Genomic DNA, 15,175 nt, shown 5'->3' with positions numbered 1-15,175 from the left:
GTCCGCGCTCATGTCGCTCGTTCCGCTCATCCCGCTCGGTGCTCGTTCGAGGTCGCGATGCCGGGACCGTAGTCGCGCAACGCCCGCCCGGTGATCGCGGCCCCCGCGACGAGGACGACCGCGAGCACGACCATCGAGACGGTGAACGCCGTATCGTACGCACTGCCCGCCGCCGCCAGGATCCCCGGATCGCCGGCGGCCGCGGCGATCGCGTCCGGCAGGCCCTCGCGCGCCGCGTCGGGTGCGCCGTCGGGCAGCCGCACCGTCATCGCGTACACGAGCGTCAACAGGCTGCCGAGCAGCGTGACGGCGGTGAGCGAGCCGAACTCGTACGAGACCTCCTCGACCGAGGAGGCCATGCCGGCGCGCTTCGCGCTCACGTTCGTGACGATCGCCGTGGAGGCGACCGACATCGTCGCACCGAGGCCCGCGCCCATGACGAGCAGCGCGCCGACGAGCAGCCACAGTCCGTCGGCAGGCATCGCGACGAGCACGAGGAGCACCCCGACGGCGGCGAGCGCGAGACCGCCCGCGATGAGGACGCGCAGGCCGATCCGGTGCAGCAGGGCCCCGCCGAGGAGCGCCGTCGGCAGCGAGCCGATCGCGACGGTCGACACGAGCAGGCCCGCCTCGAGCGGGGTGAAGCCCGCGACGAGCTGGTAGCGCTGCGTCGTCACGAGCTGCGCGCCACCGATCGCGAACATCGTCGCCGCGGCGGCGACGACCCCCGACGCGAAGGCCGCGTTGCGGAACACGACGAAGTCGAGCAGCGGGTCGTCGAGGCGACGCTGGCGGCGGACGAACAGGACGCCGCCGACGACCGAGGCGAGTGCCGCGACCGCGACGAGCGGCCAGTTCGGTGGCGTGTGGGCGAGCTCCTTGATGAAGAACACGGCCCCGACGAGCGCGAGCATGGCCTGCGCCGACGAGATCGCGTCCCAGTGCTTCGAGCGATCCGGTGCGTCACTCGGTGCGATGCACAGCGTCGCGACGATCGCGACGAGCACGACGGGGACGTTGATGAGGAACACCGAGCCCCAGTGGAACCGTTCGATGAGCACGCCGCCGACGATCGGGCCGAGCGCCGCCCCGACGACCGCGATGCTGCCCCAGACGGCGATCGCGAGATTGCGTTCGCGCTCGATCTCGAACGTGACGCGGATGAGCGCGAGCGTCGCGGGCATCATGGCGGCGGCCCCGACGGCGAGCAGGGCGCGGGCGGCGATGAGCACCTCGGCGGTCGGCGAGAACGCCGCCCCGAGCGATGCGACACCGAACAGGCCGAGCCCGACGAGGAACATGCGGCGGTGCCCGATCCGGTCGCCGAGCGTGCCCGAGCCGAGCAGGAGCCCGGCCATGACGACGGGGTACGCGTTGATGATCCACAGTGCGGTCGAACCGGTCGCGTGCAGCTCGGCCGTCAGCGTGGGGAGGGCCGTGTAGAGGATCGAGTTGTCGAGCGCGATCAGCAGGAGGCCGGAGCCGACGGTCGCGAGCAGGGCCCAGCGTCGTCCGGCCGAGAGCGGAGAGCGCGGAACGGCGATGGATCGGGTCGACATGGGGATTACTGTACCAAACGTATGGTTACTGGCGGAAGGCGCGGACGCCACCCGATGGCGTGTGGGCGGTGTGTGGACGGCGTGCGCGAGCACCGCGGTCGCGCGCTGCGGCGAACCCCGCCGAAAAAAGCCGGGTTGTTGCTACCGGGCCCGCGGCCCGGTAGCAACAACCCGGCTTTCTGCGTGCCGCGAGCAGCTCGAGGTTCCCCTGCAGCGTGTTCAGCGACGTGCCGACCGGCTCGTCCGTCACTCGGCGCACCCGGACCTCAGCGCACCCGGCCTCGCCGGAGACGGCGCTCGGCGGACCTGATGCTCATCGCATCCGGCACCCGTCTGTCGCGCCCGGCCAGCCGCCCATCGTCGTGTCGGCCTGAGCGGCAACGCACCTCCCGGGGGAGCGCTGCCGCGATTCCTCGGCCCGGCTCGGCAGATCGGGCCCGCGCGCTCGGTTCCGCGCCCGCCGACCAGCCCGGTCGACGCGTCGCTCAGCGGCCCTCGGCGGCCTCCCGGATCGCGGCCAACTGGTCCTGCGTCGCGATCGTCGCGGGGTGATCGGGGCCCAGCGTGCGCCAGCGGATCTGGAGGGTCTTCGCGACGTACCCCGTGGCGTCGTCGAACCGACCCGCGCGGGCCGCGACCAGTGCGAGCTCCGTGAGCGCGTCGAGCACTTCGGGGTCGGTCGGATCGAGCACCTGCGCGAGCGACTCGTGGGTGCGCCGCCGGAGCGCCGCCGCGTAGTCGGCGTTCCCGGATCGCTCGCTCGCCCGCGCGAGCACGTCGCGCGCGGCGATCGTCTCGGGGTGGTCGTCGCCGAGCGCGCGTTCGAGGCTCGCGACGTTCTGGCCGAGCAGCGAGAGCGCCCGCTCCGTCTCACCCGTCGTCGTGTACGCCGCCGCGAGCGCGTCCCGCGAACGGATCGTGTCGCCGTCGTCCGGGCCGAGCAGGTGATCCCGATCCGCGAGCACGCTGCGGTGGAGCTCGATCGCCGCGGCCGCCTCGCCCGAGCGCGCCGCCGCGTCGGCGAGGATGAACCGTGCCTCGAGCGTGTCCTCCGGGCCCGTGTCCGCCATGCCCTCGAGGCGTGCGAGCGTCGTCTCGAGCACCTCGACGGCGTCGTCGATGTTGCCGAGATCCAGCAGGGCGCGCGCGAGGTCCTCACCCGTGCGGAGCGTCGCGTGATCGGTCGCGCCGAGGACGCGTTCGCGCTCCGCGAGCAGTTGCCGCGTGATCTGCACGACCGCGTCGAGGTCGCCCGAGTCTCCCGAGGCGTCCGCGAGGTCCTCCAGGGCGTCGAGCGTCGCTGGGTGGTCCGGACCGAGCTCCCGCTCCGAGCGGGCGAGCGCGGCGAGCGCCTCCTCGACGGGATCCGCCTGGCCGGTCATGCGCGCCCGCGCCCGCGCCCGCAGTGTCGTGGCGTCACGCCCGTCGGCGTTCCGGCTCGATGCCCGGCCGCGCCCGGTACGCGTTCCCGGCCCCTCGCATGCTCCCCGATCATGCCTGTTCCCCCGATCCCCGGGCGGCCTGGAACCACCGCCCTCGAAGGGCCAATCTAGCGCTCCGAGGGTCATGGTCGCACCATCTGGACGGCCGTGCCGCGGATCGGGGAATCGTGGCTCGATCAGCCCCGATAGGGAACCCCGAGGTGCTCGCGCAGCGTCGTCCCCTCGTACTCGCGACGGAACAGGCCGCGCTCCTGCAGGATCGGGACGACATGCTCCGCGAATGCGCGCAACTGTCCGGGAATCGTGTGCGGCATGACGTTGAACCCGTCGGCTGCCCCCGACTCGAACCAGCGCTGCAGATCGTCGGCGATGCGCTCCGGCGAGCCGACGATCTGGTGATGCCCGCGTTGCGCTGCGACGCGGCGGGCGAAGTCGCGCAGCGTGAGGGACTCCGTCTCGGCGATGCGCTTGTAGACCTCGAGGCGCGAGCGGTGCCCCTGCACGGTCGCCGGATCCGGCAGCTCGGGCACGGGGCCGTCGAGCGGGTACTCCCGCAGGTCGAGCTGTACGACGTCCCGGATACTGCCCAGGATGTGTTCCGGCTGAACCGTCTCGACCAGTTCGTCCGCGATGCGGCGCGCCTCATCGTCGCTCGAACCGACGGCGTACGAGAAGCCCGGCATGATGACGAGTTCGTCGTCGCGACGACCCACCTGTCGGGCCCGTTCACGCAGCTCTTCGGCGAACGCGACACCGGATTCGAGCGTCGTCTGCGCCGTGAACACCATTTCCGCGCGCGTCGCGGCGAACGTCATACCGCGACCCGAGGAGCCGGCCTGCACGCGGACCGGTTCGCCCTGCACCGAGCGGCGGAACTCGCCGGGCCCCGAGACGCGGAAGTGCGCGCCCACGTGATCGATCGCGTGCACCGAGCCGGGGCGCGTGTAGAGCCCGGCCTCACGGTCCCAGACGACCGCGTCCTCGTCCCAGCTGCACCACAGTCGCCGCACGACGTCGACGGCCTCCTCGGCGATCTCGTAGCGCTCGTCGTGGGGGAGGTGCTCGTCCAGCCCGAAGTTCCGGACCGTGTCGGGCGAGTAGCTCGTGACGATGTTCCACCCGGCGCGGCCGCGCGAGAGGTGGTCGAGTGCGAGCATGCTGCGGGCGATGAGGTACGGGTGCTGGAACGTCGTCGACGCCGTCGCGACGACACCGAGCCGCTCGGTGACCGCCGCGAGCGCGCCGCCGAGTGTGAACGGCTCGAACGCGTCGACGGGCGGTCCGTAGCGCCAGCTGTCCTCCGAGCCGATCGTGAGCTTGTCGGCGATGAAGAACGCGTCGAACTTCGCGCGCTCGATGATGTCGGCGGCCTGTCGGTACTCGTCGAAGTCGTTCGTGCTGTGCTCGGGGATCTCGGGGAGTCTCCACGAGGACGCGAGCTGGCCGTGGGGCAGGGCGAACAGGGCGAGGTGGATCTGGCGTGCGGCGCTGGGCATCGGGTCTCCGGGAAAGTAAGGTTTACCTAAACAACGTAGTCCCCGATCGCTCGGAAGGCAGCAGTCATGATCGATCCGGCGTTCGCGCGCACCTGGCTCATGCGGTCCGGCCGGCCCTCGCGCCGCGAGGAGTGGGCCGTGCCGCACGACGCGGACGCGTTCGTGATCGATGTCGAGGACGCGGTTCCCGGTGGCGAGAAGCGGGCCGCGCTCGGCGAGCTCCGCGACTGGCTGGGGGCGGGCGGTGCCGCGTGGGTGCGGATCGACGCGTTCGGTTCGCGGCACTGGGCGGGTGCCGTCGACGCGCTGCGCGGTGTGCGCGGACTGCGCGGCGTGGTCCTCGCGAAGACGGAATCGGCGGCCGACGTGTCGGCGACGGCGGGCGAGCTCGCGGGCCTACCGGTCGTACGGCTCGTCGAATCGGCGCGCGGCCTCCAGCGCGTCGACGAGATCGCGGCGGTCCCGGGTGTGCTCCGCATCGGCTTCGGGATCGGTGACTTCCGGCGCGACACGGGCGTCGGCGCGAGTGCCGTCGCGCTCGCGTATCCGCGGGGGCGCATCGCGGTCGCGTCGACCGCGGCGGGGCTCGCCGGCCCGATCGACGGCGGCGCGCAGGGCGTCGCGGCCGACTCGTTGCGGGCGCAGGCGGAGGTCGCGCTCGATGTCGGCTTCACGGGGAAGTTCGCCCTGCTCGACAGCCAGCTCGCGCCGCTCAACGCGGCATTCGCGCCGGACGAGGCGCAGATCGCGGCGGCGTCCGAGCTCGTGCGCGCAGTGGCAGCAGCACCGGACGAGCTCGCGGACGGCGACGCACTGCCCCGGCTCGAGCGCGCACGCACGCTGCTCGCGCGAGCAACGGCCTACGGCCTGCCCGTCCCCGCCTGACCCGGCAGCCGATCCAGCAGCCGATCCAGCCGTTCCAGCCGGGTTGTTGCTACCGGGCCGCGGGCCCGGTAGCAACAACCCGGCTTTTTGCCGTGTTGCGCGACGCCGTCCGGGCCGTCCGGGCCGTTAGCGGGGCGTAGCGGGGCGGAGCGGGGCGGAGCGGGGCGGAGCGGGGCGGAGCAGTGTGTGACGTCGCGTTGCGGGGCGCGTCGGCGTGTTTCGTGAGCGGACCTCGGAAGACCTTCCCGTGCGCCGGGTGACGGGCGCCCGCGCGGCCGCGGCCCGACCCTTCCTACGATCGGGATCCGCCACCACGCCGACGGAACCCCGACGGCGGGTGGCGGACCACGATCACCGACCCGAGCCGCCCGCGGCCCGCGGCCGAACGGGAAGCGAGCGGACCAGTGAGATACATAGGACGACGGCTGCTGTACGCCGTCTTCGTCATCTGGGCGGCGTACACGATCACGTGGCTGCTGCTCTACGCGCTCCCGGGCGACCCGATCGGCATCATGCTCGCGGCCTCGAACGACACGACCCCCGAGACGCGCGCCGCCCTCGAGGCGGAGTACGGCCTCGACAAGCCGCCGATCCTGCAGTACTTCACGCTTCTGTTCAGCCTCGTCACGGGCGACTTCGGTACGTCGATCCAGTACGGCCGCCCCGTCGTCGACGTGCTCTTCGGGGCCCTCCCGCACACGGTCCTGCTGGGCCTCGCCGCGCTCGTCGTGACGGTCGTCGTCGGCTTCTCGATCGCGATCCTCGCGAACACCGTCCGCTCGCCGTGGCTGCGGAACGTCCTGTTCACGCTCCCGCCGGCGTTCCTCTCGTTCCCGATCTTCCTCACGGGCCTCCTGCTCATCCAGATCTTCGCGTTCCAACTGCACCTGCTGCCCGCCGTCGGCAACGAGGGCCTCGCGAGCATCGTGCTGCCGGCCGTGACGGCCGGTGTCCCCGCGAGCGCGGCGGTCGCGCAGGTCACGTCCAAGGCGCTCTCCGAGTACCTGCGCTCGCCGCAGGCCGCCTACCTCCGGGCGCGCGGCCTCGGCCCGGGCCGCATCCTCGTCGGCCACGCCCTGCGCAACGCGATCATCCCCGCCGTGACGATCCTCGGCATGGAGTTCGGCGGCATCCTCGCGGGAGCGGTCATCACCGAGACCGTCTTCTCGCGGCAGGGGCTCGGCCGCGTCCTCCAAGCGGGCGTCCTCAGCCAGGACATCCCCGTCGTGATGGGCGTCGTCCTCTTCTCCGCCGTGCTGTTCGTCATCAGCAACCTCGTCGTCGACCTCGTCTACCCCTGGCTCGACCCGCGCATCAGGAAGGCCTAGCACCATGACGCTCAAGTCGCTCCTCACGAGACCCGTCGCCGTCCCGGCGACCGGACTCCCGGCCACGGACGCTCCCGCCGCAGGCGCCGCCGCGGCGAACGCCACCGGTGCTGCCCGCGCCGCCGCGCGGCCCCCGAAGATCTCGTGGCGTCACCGGCCCGCCCTGCGCGAGGCCGTGCAACCGACGTTCATCGCGAGCGTGCTGCTGCTCGTCGCCGTCGTGACGGCCTCGTTCGCGCCGTCCCTGTTCACGCCGTTCGACCCGTACGTGACGAACGTCGTGAACAAGTTCGCGGCGCCCTCGCTCGAGCACTGGTGGGGCACCGACAGCCTCGGCCGCGACCAGTTCACGCGCTTCGTGTTCGGCACCGCGAACACGCTCGTCGCGTCGCTCATCGCCGTGCTCATCGGCTTCGTCGTCAGCTCCGTGCTCGGCGTCCTCGCCGGCTACTTCCGCGGCTGGATCGACGAGGGCGTCTCGCGCTTCGTCGACGTGTTCCTCGCGGTCCCGTCGCTGCTCGTGTCGCTCCTCATCGTCACGTCGCTCGGCTTCGGGACGGTCGAGATCGCGATCGCGGTCGGCGTCGGCTCGATCGCGACGTTCACGCGCATCCTGCGCGGCGAGGTGTTCCGGGTGCGCGAGAGCGACTACGTCACGGCGGCGCGCGTCAACGGCCTGCCCTGGTACAAGATCCTCACGCGCCACGTCTTCCCGCACGCGATCGGCCCGATCATCGCGCTCATCCCGCTCCAGTTCGGGATCGCGGTGCTGCTCATCTCCTCGCTCAGCTTCCTCGGCTTCGGCGTGCAACCGCCCGAGCCGGAGTGGGGCGTGCTCGTCTCCGACGGCCGCACGTACCTGTCGACCGCCTGGTGGCTCGCGATCGTGCCCGGTCTCGTCATCGCACTCGTCGTGCTCTCCGCGAACCGCGTGAGCACCTACGTCGAGCGGGTGATCCGGCCGTGACCGCACTCGATCGCGCGGGCGCCGAGCGCGCGTCCGGGACGGATCCGATCCTCTCGGTCCAGGGCCTCTCGGTCACGTACCTGAAGGGCGGCACGCAGATCCACGCCGTCGACGACGTGAGCTTCGAGCTCGGCCGCGGCGAACGACTCGCGATCATCGGCGAGTCCGGTTCGGGCAAGTCGACGATCACGCAGGCGCTCCTCGGCGTCCTACCGAACAATGCCGTGCTGCGCGCCGACGGCGGCGAACTCGACGGCGTCGGGATCTTCGGGGATCTCACGGAACGGCAGTGGAACGAGCTGCGCCGCGGTCGGATCGCCTACGTGCCGCAGGACCCGAACGTCGCCCTCGATCCCGTCGTGCGCATCGGCGCCCAGATCGAGGAGGCGATCCGCTGGAACGAGCCGCACGTCGAGACGCTCGCTCGCGCGGCCCGTGCCGCCGAACTGCTCGATGCGGTCGGGATCGACGATGTCGACCGCGTCGCCCGCGCGTACCCGCACCAGGTGAGCGGCGGGCAGCGTCAGCGCGTGCTCATCGCGATCGCGCTCGTCGGCGACCCTGAGGTGATCGTCGCCGACGAGCCCACGAGCGGGCTCGACGTGGCCGTGCAGAAGCGCGTCCTCGATCTGCTGGACGAGATCGTCGAGCGTTCACGCGTCGCGATCGTCCTCATCACGCACGACCTCGCGGTCGCCGCCGGCCGCTCGGACCGGATCCTCGTGCTCGAGGGCGGTCGCATCGTCGAACAGGGGCCGTCGGACGAGATCGTCACGGCACCCGAGGCGGCGTACACGCGCCGGCTGCTCGACTCCGTGCCCGTCCTGCGCACCGAGAAGCTCGCGCCGACGCCCGGACTGCCGGCCGCGACGGTCGCCCGCGACGACGGTTCGCCGCTCGTGGTGGTCGACGACCTGCACAAGACGTACGTGACGCGCGACGGCCGCCGCGGCAAGACCGTGACGCACGCGACGCGCGGTGTGAGCCTCACGATCGACCGCGGCACGACCTACGGGCTCGTCGGCGAATCGGGCTCGGGCAAGTCGACGATCGCGCGCATCGTCGCGGGCATCGACCGGCCCGATGCGGGCGCCGTCACGATCAGCGGCGGGTCGCTCACGGCGGGTCGGCGGTCCGAGCGCCGGACGGTGGCCAGGCGCGTGCAGTACGTGTTCCAGAACCCCTACGGCTCGCTCGATCCGCGACAGACGATCCGCGAGATCATCGCCGAACCGATCGAGGGCCGCGGGGAACCGGTGCGCGGCGCGACCGCGGATGCGCGGATCCGTGAGGTCGTCGACGCCGTCGGGCTGCCGGCCGACACGGTCGGCCGGCGACCCACCGAGCTGTCGGGCGGGCAGCGCCAGCGCGTCGCGATCGCGCGCGGCATCGTCACCCGCCCGGAGCTGCTCGTGCTCGACGAGCCCGTCTCGGCCCTCGACGTGTCGGTGCAGGCGCAGATCCTGCAACTGCTCATCGACCTGCAGCACGAGTTCGGCACGAGCTACCTCTTCATCTCGCACGATCTCGCCGTCGTGAGCGAACTGTCCGACCGCATCGGCGTGCTCCACGCGGGCGAACTCGTCGACGAGGGGAGCGCGGCCGACGTGCTCGGCAACCCCACGAGCGAGTACACGCGCACGCTGCTCGACTCCATCCCGGATCCGCTGCCGGCCTGACCCCGGCCGAACCGACCTCCACGACACCTCCGGACTCCCGCACCCGGGCGGACCACTCGAAAGGAACACCCATGACCAACACCTCCGCCCGCGCGGGCACGCGCGGCTTCCGGAAGGGGTTCGTCGCCGCGACGGGCCTCGCGATCAGCGCCGTCCTCGCGCTGACGGGCTGCGCGACGAGCGGCGCCGACGCGGCCGTGAGCGAGGAGGACCGCGTCGACGGCGGCGAGCTCACGATCTACAACGCCAACATCAAGACGCTCGATCCGCGCCAGAACCACGGCATCGTGGGCCGCGCGCTCGCCGACTCGCTCATCGACGTCGACCCCGACACGGGCGAGTTCACGCCCTGGCTCGCGGAGTCGTGGACGGTGAGCGACGACGCGACGACGTTCACGTTCCAGCTCCGCGACGGGGTCACGTTCTCCGACGGGACGCCGCTCACGGGGGAGGTCGTGAAGACGAACCTCGACGAGTCCGCGAAGCAGATCGGCGACGGCAAGGGCTGGTACTTCCAGGGCCTGTTCGACCACTACGTCGGGACCGAGGCGACGGGTGAGCACGAGGCGACCGTGACGTTCTCGGAGCCGAACCACGCATTCCTCCCGACGCTCGCGACCGTGCAGCTCGCGATCGAGGCGCCGGCGAGCTTCGAGAAGAGCTACGACGAGCGCAAGAACGGTGATTTCATCGGCTCGGGGCCGTACGTGCTCGAGAACTACACGCCCAACGAGAGCGTGACGCTCACGCGCCGTGCCGACTACGACTGGCCCTCGGGCGTCGCGACGCACAGCGGTGCCGCGAGCATCGAGACCATCAACATCACGTTCGTCGACGAGCAGAGCGTGCGCGAGAGCGCGCTGCAATCCGGCGAGGCCGACATCGCGCAGAACCCCACGAACGAGGGCGCCGACCAGCTCGAGGCACAGGGCTACGGCCTCAACTACCGCGCGCAGTCGGGCATCCCGTACAGCCTCGTGCTGAACTTCACGACGCCCGCGCTGCAGGACATCAACGTCCGTCGCGCCCTGAGCTCGGCGATCGACCGCACGGCGATCGTCGACGGCATCACGGGCCCTCGCCAGCCCGTCGCCCAGAGCGTGCTCACGCCGAGCACGAGCGGCTTCGCCGACCAGTCGGCGCTCCTCGGGTACGACCTCGACAAGTCCAACCGCCTCCTCGACGAGGCGGGCTGGGTCGCCGGGTCCGACGGGATCCGCGCGAAGGACGGCGAGCGTCTCAGCCTCGACCTCGTGCTGTGGTGGGAGCCGCAGGAGATCCGCGACTCGCTCCAGCTCCTGAAGGAGCAGACCGCGAAGGCCGGCATCGAGATCAACATCATCGAGGAGATCGGCGCGAACGGCGACACGTGGCAGAGCGGCAAGGCCGATCTGCACCTCAACAACGCCACCCGCGCGGACGGCGGTCTCGCCCTCTACTCGCAGTACACGAACGAGAACTTCGAGGCCGCGAGCCTCATCACGGACGTGACCTTCCCGGGCACGCTCGACTCGTTCACCGAGAGCGGCAAGCTGAGCGAGATCGTGACACAGCAGATCACGGAGCCCGACCTCGACACGCGAAACGAGCTGCTCGCCGAGGCCCAGGCGATCATCGTGGGGGACGCGATCCGCATCCCGATCTTCACGAACATCAACAGCGAGTCCGGCTTCTTCGCATCGAGCGACAAGGTCCACGGACTGCGGAACAACTCGCTCTCCGAGCTCGTGCTCTACGACGCCTGGAAGCAGCAGTGACCCGCCCCGCGGCGTCGTCCGCCGACGCGGGCCCGCGCGGCTGAACCCGGTGCGCCGGGCGGGATCGCGAACCCGCCCGGCGCACCGGCCCGCGCGGCACACCCACGGCCGACGCGGGCGTCCTCGGCCACGCACGAGCTCGACCCATCAACCGACCGACCATCCACAGGGAGCCACCCCGCATGTCCACCCCGCGCGTCCCCCTCTCGATCCTCGAGCTGTCCGCCTTCGGCAGCGGCCAGACGCCGGCCGACGGCCTGCGCGCGACGATCGAACTCGCCGCCCGCGCCGAACAGCTCGGCTACCGCCGTCTCTGGCTCGCGGAGCACCACCTCAACCCGGGCATCTCGGGCTCGGCGCCGCACGTCCTGCTGCCGCTGCTCGCGGCGGCGACGTCGCGGCTGCGCGTCGGGACGGCCGCGACGATCCTCGGCAACTCGACGCCGCTGCAGGTCGCCGAGCAGCTCGGCCTCGTCGCCGCGCTCAATCCCGGCCGCGTCGACCTCGGCATCGGCCGCACCCCCTCGCTCGCGGCTCGGGCCGAGCGGGCCGAGAAACGGACGGCGACGGAGCCGGTACCGACGCGGGTCGTCGACGGCCTCGTCATCCCGACACCGCCACCGTTCTCGTTCGATCTGGCCCGGTTCCGGGCGCAGGCCGAGCTGCTGCGCCGATCCGACGACGATGGCGATCGCTTCGAGGCGCACGTGCGCGACATCATCGCCGCGTTCGAGGGCACGCTCGAACTGCCCGACGGCTCGCCGATCCACGCGACGCCGGCCGAGGGACAGGACGTGCAGGTGTGGATCCACGGGTCCACGGCCGGGCCGAGCGCGGCGCTCGCGGGTGCACTCGGGCTGCCGTTCGGGGCGAACTACCACGTCGCGCCGAGCGCCGTGCTCGATGCCGTCGCCCGCTACCGGGAGTCGTTCGTGCCCGGGGATCTCGAGCGGCCGTACGTCGCGGTGTCCGTCGACGTCGTCGTGGCCGAGACGGACGCCGAGGCGCGGCGACTCGGTGCCGGCTACGCCGCATGGGTGCACAGCATCCGGACGGGACGCGGCGCGATCCCGTTCCCGACGCCCGAGGAGGCGCTCGCGAACCCGCTCACGCCCGAGGAGGAGGTGCTCGTGCGCGACCGGCTCGACACGCGTTTCGTGGGCTCGCCCGAGACGGTGCGCGACTCGCTCGAGACGCTCCAGCGCGTGACTGGCGCCGACGAGCTGCTCGTCACGACGATCACGCACGACCCCGCCGACCGGCTGCGCTCGTTCGCGCTCCTCGCCGAGGCGTGGGGACTCGAGGCTGGTGCCGTCGGCGACCGGGACGCGAAGGACGCCGCGGAAACGAACGACACCGTGGGCGCGAGCGCGACGGTGCACGCATGACCGCGACGCACGGGGCCGGCCACACGTCGGTGACCGAGCCCAGCGCCGACGTGCCGAGCGCCGACGAGCGGAACGACATCGTGCCGGGCACCGACGAGCGGAACGACCTCGCCCACGCCGCCGCCGCGCGTGGCTCGGCGCCCACGACCGCACGCGGCACCGCCGGCACCACGTCCGCGCCGTCGGCGGCACCCGACCCCGCGCCCGTGGCGACGTCGGACGATCCGGGGTACACGATCCGGCTCGTCCGGCCGGAGGAGTACGAGCGGGCCGGCGAGGTGACCGCGGAGGCGTACGAGACGAGCTACGGACCGCTGCGCGACGAGTACGCCGCGTCCCTGCGCGACGTCGCCGGCCGCGTGCGCGGTGGCGACGTGTGGGTGGCCGCCGACGCGGACGGCACCATCCTCGGCACGGTGTGGGTCGCACGCGCGAACCGGCCGCTCGCGGCGGTCGCGCAGCCGGGCGAGACCGACTTCCGGCAGCTCGCCGTCGCCTCCGCGGCGCGCGGTCGTGGCGTCCGTGCCGCACTCACGCGACACGTCATCGAGCTCGCGCGCAGGCGCGGTTCGCACCGCGTGGTCATGAACAGCGGCCCGCAGATGACCGGCGCGCACGCGCTCTACGCGAAGCTCGGCTTCCGCAGGCTCTCCGAGCGCGAGGGCCGCATCGAGGTCGAGCCCGGCCGCATCCTCGAGCTGCTCGCGTTCGGCTACGACGTCGCGCCCGACCGGGCCCGCACGTCGGCGGGTGGTCCGGCCGGCGGCGAGCCGGTCGCGGTGCGCGAACCCGGCGTGTGGCACCTCGAGGCGACGACGTGGGACGACCCGCGCGCGGTCGGCCTGCGGGCCGAGATGGACGAGGAGCTCGGCGCCCGCTACGCCGATCTCGTCGCGCTGTTCGCCGAGCGGGCCGCCCACGCGAACACCGACGCGCTCGCGATCGACCCGGCCACGATCGTCGCCGTCGTGCTCGCGATCGACGAGCACGGCGAGGCCGTCGGCCACGTCGCGCTGCGCGATCACCGGCGCGACGGCACCCGCGACGACGAGGTCAAGCGACTGTTCGTGCGGGATCGCGCACGCGGCACCGGCGCGAGTCGGGCCCTGCTCGCCGAGCTCGAACGACTCGCGACCGCGCGCGGTGCCGAGCGACTCGTGCTCCAGACGGGCGAGCGGCAGCAGGACGCGATCGCGCTCTACCGGCGGGCCGGCTACACGCCGATCCCCGTGTACGAACCGTACGAACGCATTCCGGGCTCGCACTGCTTCGAGAAGCGACTCGCGACCGACGAGCGTCGCCCGTGACCGGGGCCCCGGGCCGCTCCGGCGGAGCGCCGAGCATGCCGTCACCTCGACCGTCAGCGTGGGTAACAAACGGCGCTCGTCCCGGACCCCGTCGATACCGTGGCGACGAGCCGCACCCACCGGGCTCCCGGCGGGCACGGCCCGCGGCGCGGACCGACCGCGCGCGGCCGCCGCACCCGCCTCCCGGGGCGCGGCGCACATCACCCGCACACCTCGTGCCCGAACCTCGCCGTCCGCCGATCGTGGCGGGCGCCGTGACCGTCAGCAGGAAGGAATCACCCCATGAGCCGTCCGTTCACCGTGGGCATCCACATCGACGGCGCCGGATCGCATCCGGCGGCCTGGCGCGACGCGGGCGGTGACCCGCTCCAGTTCCTCGGCGCCGCGCACGCCCGCAGCGTGCTCGCGCGCACCGAGCAGGCCGGCCTCGCGTACGCGACGCTCGCCGGCTCCCACCTCCCGCCCGCGACCGCGCCGGGGCTGCCCGCGCGCATCGACGCCGTGCAGTTCGCCGCGTTCGGCGGGCCCGCGACGGGACGCCTCGGACTCGTCCCCGAGGTGCCCGTGACGTACGTCGAGCCGTTCCACACCGCCACGCAGCTCGCGAGCGTCGACCACGCCGCGACTGGACGCTCCGGGTGGCTCGTCTCGACCGAGAACTCGCCCGAGGCGGCACGTCAGTACGGGCGCGAGGCACTGGACGCGGCCGCGCTCGCGGAGGAGACGGCCGACGTCGTCCGCGTCGTCCGACGCCTCCTCGACTCGTGGGAGGACGACGCGGTCATCCGCGACCTGCCGACGGGACGCTACATCGACCGGACGAAGCTCCACTACGTCGACTTCACTGGCCGCGAGTTCACGGTCAAGGGGCCGGCCATCACGCCGCGTCCGCCGCAGGGCCAGGTGCCCGTGTTCGCGCACGCCGACGCCGCCTCGGGCGTCGACGTGGACGTCGTCCTCGTGCCCGCTGGCGAGGGCCTCGCCGAGCGCGCCGAGGCGGCGCGGGCGACGGGCGCGTCCGTCGTCGTCGCCGACCTCGAGATCCTGCTCGACGGGCGAGGCGAGCGAGCCGTCGCGCGAGCCGCCCGACTCGACGAGCTCGCGCCGTGGGAGCCCGGTGCCACGCGCCGCCTCGTCGGAACGGCCGCCGAACTCGTCGACGTGATCCACGAGCTCGCCACCCACGTCGACGGCGTCCGCCTCGTGCCCGCGAGCCTCGCACAGGACCTCGACGAGCTCCGCTTCGCGGTCCTCCCCGCCCTCGCGGACGCGGGACTCCTCGCGACCGACCCCCACCCCACACTGCGCGGCGCCCTCGGCCTGCCGCGCGCCGAGAACGCGTTCGCCGCCGCCGGAAGGAACTGACC

At 72.6% G+C, this 15,175-nt stretch carries 11 protein-coding genes; 8 read left to right on the top strand and 3 right to left on the bottom strand.

Annotated elements, in window-relative coordinates:
- Positions 1-26 precede the first annotated feature (26 nt).
- The 3 genes from HNR16_RS12530 to HNR16_RS12520 all read right to left on the bottom strand — a co-directional run bounded on the left by HNR16_RS12530 (position 27) and on the right by HNR16_RS12520 (position 4,497).
- Positions 27-1,559 (bottom strand): MFS transporter, encoded by a 1,533-nt coding sequence (locus HNR16_RS12530; RefSeq protein WP_158039917.1) that lies wholly within the window; start codon positions 1,557-1,559, stop codon positions 27-29.
- Between the two features lie 485 nt (positions 1,560-2,044).
- The gene (locus HNR16_RS12525) at positions 2,045-2,941 is read right to left on the bottom strand and encodes a tetratricopeptide repeat protein (RefSeq protein ID WP_158039918.1); all 897 of its coding nucleotides are present in this window, start codon (positions 2,939-2,941) and stop codon (positions 2,045-2,047) included.
- A 236-nt stretch (positions 2,942-3,177) separates the two neighbouring features.
- Positions 3,178-4,497, bottom strand: a complete 1,320-nt coding sequence (locus HNR16_RS12520; RefSeq protein ID WP_158039919.1) for an LLM class flavin-dependent oxidoreductase — start codon at positions 4,495-4,497, stop codon at positions 3,178-3,180.
- A gap of 66 nt (positions 4,498-4,563) precedes the next feature.
- Between HNR16_RS12520 and HNR16_RS12515 the strand changes: the two genes are divergently transcribed.
- The 8 genes from HNR16_RS12515 (at position 4,564) to HNR16_RS12475 (ending at position 15,173) form a co-directional block, all read left to right on the top strand.
- Positions 4,564-5,382, top strand: a complete 819-nt coding sequence (locus HNR16_RS12515; RefSeq protein ID WP_158039920.1) for an HpcH/HpaI aldolase/citrate lyase family protein — start codon at positions 4,564-4,566, stop codon at positions 5,380-5,382.
- A 404-nt stretch (positions 5,383-5,786) separates the two neighbouring features.
- A complete protein-coding gene (locus tag HNR16_RS12510) occupies positions 5,787-6,710 on the top strand; it encodes an ABC transporter permease (protein ID WP_158039921.1) in 924 nt (307 codons plus the stop codon).
- Between the two features lie 4 nt (positions 6,711-6,714).
- Complete coding sequence (locus HNR16_RS12505; protein WP_158039922.1) at positions 6,715-7,677, top strand: ABC transporter permease; 963 nt, start codon at positions 6,715-6,717, stop codon at positions 7,675-7,677.
- Positions 7,674-9,356 (top strand): dipeptide ABC transporter ATP-binding protein, encoded by a 1,683-nt coding sequence (locus tag HNR16_RS12500; protein ID WP_225737798.1) that lies wholly within the window; start codon positions 7,674-7,676, stop codon positions 9,354-9,356. Before HNR16_RS12505 ends, HNR16_RS12500 begins: the two co-directional genes overlap by 4 nt.
- Positions 9,357-9,427: 71 nt before the next feature.
- The gene (locus tag HNR16_RS12495; RefSeq protein ID WP_158039923.1) at positions 9,428-11,113 is read left to right on the top strand and encodes an ABC transporter substrate-binding protein; all 1,686 of its coding nucleotides are present in this window, start codon (positions 9,428-9,430) and stop codon (positions 11,111-11,113) included.
- A 182-nt stretch (positions 11,114-11,295) separates the two neighbouring features.
- Entirely contained in the window at positions 11,296-12,501 is a 1,206-nt protein-coding gene (locus tag HNR16_RS12490) for an LLM class flavin-dependent oxidoreductase (protein WP_158039924.1), read from the top strand.
- Positions 12,498-13,808, top strand: coding sequence for a GNAT family N-acetyltransferase (locus HNR16_RS18355; protein WP_225737799.1), 1,311 nt, complete (start codon positions 12,498-12,500; stop codon positions 13,806-13,808). The genes HNR16_RS12490 and HNR16_RS18355 overlap by 4 nt, the downstream gene beginning before the upstream one ends.
- A 282-nt stretch (positions 13,809-14,090) precedes the next feature.
- Positions 14,091-15,173, top strand: coding sequence for an LLM class flavin-dependent oxidoreductase (locus HNR16_RS12475; RefSeq protein WP_158039925.1), 1,083 nt, complete (start codon positions 14,091-14,093; stop codon positions 15,171-15,173).
- The last annotated feature ends 2 nt before the right edge of the window (positions 15,174-15,175 follow it).

This window comes from Pseudoclavibacter chungangensis (assembly GCF_013410545.1).
GTDB lineage: Bacteria > Actinomycetota > Actinomycetes > Actinomycetales > Microbacteriaceae > Pseudoclavibacter > Pseudoclavibacter chungangensis.
The sequence above is the reverse complement of the archived record's forward strand: the minus strand, read 5'-3'. Positions and strand labels throughout refer to the sequence as shown.

Excerpts from the sequence above, each read along its gene's own strand:
- HNR16_RS12490 (WP_158039924.1), top strand. The coding sequence starts at position 11,296 with ATGTCCACCCCGCGCGTCCCCCTCTCGATCCTCGAGCTGTCCGCCTTC.
- HNR16_RS12530 (WP_158039917.1), bottom strand. The coding sequence starts at position 1,559 with ATGTCGACCCGATCCATCGCCGTTCCGCGCTCTCCGCTCTCGGCCGGA.
- HNR16_RS12525 (WP_158039918.1), bottom strand. The coding sequence starts at position 2,941 with ATGACCGGCCAGGCGGATCCCGTCGAGGAGGCGCTCGCCGCGCTCGCC.
- HNR16_RS12515 (WP_158039920.1), top strand. The coding sequence starts at position 4,564 with ATGATCGATCCGGCGTTCGCGCGCACCTGGCTCATGCGGTCCGGCCGG.
- HNR16_RS18355 (WP_225737799.1), top strand. The coding sequence starts at position 12,498 with ATGACCGCGACGCACGGGGCCGGCCACACGTCGGTGACCGAGCCCAGC.
- HNR16_RS12505 (WP_158039922.1), top strand. The coding sequence starts at position 6,715 with ATGACGCTCAAGTCGCTCCTCACGAGACCCGTCGCCGTCCCGGCGACC.
- HNR16_RS12520 (WP_158039919.1), bottom strand. The coding sequence starts at position 4,497 with ATGCCCAGCGCCGCACGCCAGATCCACCTCGCCCTGTTCGCCCTGCCC.
- HNR16_RS12475 (WP_158039925.1), top strand. The coding sequence starts at position 14,091 with ATGAGCCGTCCGTTCACCGTGGGCATCCACATCGACGGCGCCGGATCG.
- HNR16_RS12495 (WP_158039923.1), top strand. The coding sequence starts at position 9,428 with ATGACCAACACCTCCGCCCGCGCGGGCACGCGCGGCTTCCGGAAGGGG.